The 1,329-nt window shown below is 69.6% G+C and carries 3 protein-coding genes; 2 read left to right on the top strand and 1 reads right to left on the bottom strand.

Features of this window, described 5'->3' with window-relative positions; translation table 11 throughout:
- A partial coding sequence (locus VXC91_RS45740) for a hypothetical protein (RefSeq protein WP_329513232.1) occupies positions 1-220 on the bottom strand: 220 nt, incomplete at its 3' end.
- Between the two features lie 520 nt (positions 221-740).
- Here VXC91_RS45740 and VXC91_RS45735 point away from each other — a divergent pair.
- Both VXC91_RS45735 and VXC91_RS45730 read left to right on the top strand, forming a co-directional pair.
- Positions 741-914 carry a hypothetical protein gene (locus tag VXC91_RS45735; RefSeq protein ID WP_329513231.1) on the top strand — a complete coding sequence of 58 codons (174 nt, stop codon included), beginning with the start codon at positions 741-743 and terminating at the stop codon, positions 912-914.
- A gap of 3 nt (positions 915-917) precedes the next feature.
- Complete coding sequence (locus VXC91_RS45730) at positions 918-1,151, top strand: hypothetical protein (protein ID WP_016643127.1); 234 nt, start codon at positions 918-920, stop codon at positions 1,149-1,151.
- Positions 1,152-1,329 lie beyond the last annotated feature (178 nt).

Genomic DNA, 1,329 nt, shown 5'->3' with positions numbered 1-1,329 from the left:
GGATCGACACTCTCGAGATGTCAGAGATCGTGATCAGAATCCCGTCCTGCAAGGGGCGGGATTTTCTGCGTTTCGCGCCGATGCCCGATGGCGGATCGTCTTCTTCCGCCGTACCAGACGGAATCGCCCCGAGGCTCGGCCACGGCTCGGCGCACCATGCCGGTGGACGGTGTCCGCCGTGGCGATCCCGCAGGTGCTGCTCGGCCTGATCCCGCGTCATGTCACCGCAGAGGCACGGGTGACGGCGCTCGGCGCCCCTTCCGCCGGCCAGGAGGAGGGCCGACCGCTGTGGTCCTGGCCATGCCCCGCAGCGCTCTCCACGGCCGGTGTGTGGACGGGCCCCGTACGGCCCTCAGGACGCCTGCCCGTGGCCGTACGCGGCCTTCCGACGGACCCGGAGCAGATCTCGCGCTCGTTCGGCCCCACACCGGGGCTTCCGCCAGCGTGCGACCCGAGGACGCGGCGGACGTCGGCGACCGCCGTCGACGCTCACCCGGCTCGGTCAGCTGATCGGTGTCGCGGTCGTCGGCCCAATCTTCTGGCACCGGCTTGAGTCACTCGGGGCCCTGGGGCGTATACCTCTGAGGACGCGCTCCCCGTGTGCATGTACGCGCTGGCCCGTGACGGCCACGCCGGGCGCTGTGTCCGGACTGGTACGCAGGCGTCGCTGACCGTATTGGCCTGGCCGTGGCAGAATCAAGCGGCCGGAAGGGGGCGCGGCCCGACGGGAGGGAGTAGCGATGCCTGCGAGCATCCGCGGGGAGGTCCACGATCTCCTCGCCGTGGCGGTGCCACATCGGAAGGCCACCCTCCTCGACTGCCCTTCCTGTGGCTCGTCCCACGTGGCCCAGGTCCTCGGCGACAACGGCGGAATCTCCTACGTGTGCACGGCCTGCGGCCACAGCTGGAGCTGATCGATGGGTGCACACAGGCGGAAGTGCGACTGGTGCGGGAGCGGCACGCCGATCGTCCGGGACATGGAACCGGTCAACCCCGACTACCAGTACTGGTGCGAGGAATGCGCACGGGCGCTGATCATAAAAGGCGACCCGATCGAGACCTACCGGGAACTGGAGGGTGAGCCGATCTACGGCCGCCTCCTCGACGAGCACTGCACGCTCAAACGCTTCTACTCGTTCGCCACGGCCTGACCTCCGGGGCCGTGGACACGGACGGGAGCCGACGTCGGACCCCGATTCCGCGGGACCGGGCACGTCTGCCCGCGGGACGGAAACGATTTGGTGTTCCACCCGGTGGACCGTGTAATGTTGGCGTCGCCGCCGGGGAAACCGGGCGACCCGGACGACATGCGGCTCCGCCGCGTGACCG

This window comes from Streptomyces chiangmaiensis, from assembly GCF_036281785.1.
In the GTDB taxonomy this organism is placed as follows: Bacteria; Actinomycetota; Actinomycetes; order Streptomycetales; family Streptomycetaceae; genus Streptomyces; species Streptomyces chiangmaiensis.
The sequence above is the reverse complement of the archived record's forward strand: the minus strand, read 5'-3'. Positions and strand labels throughout refer to the sequence as shown.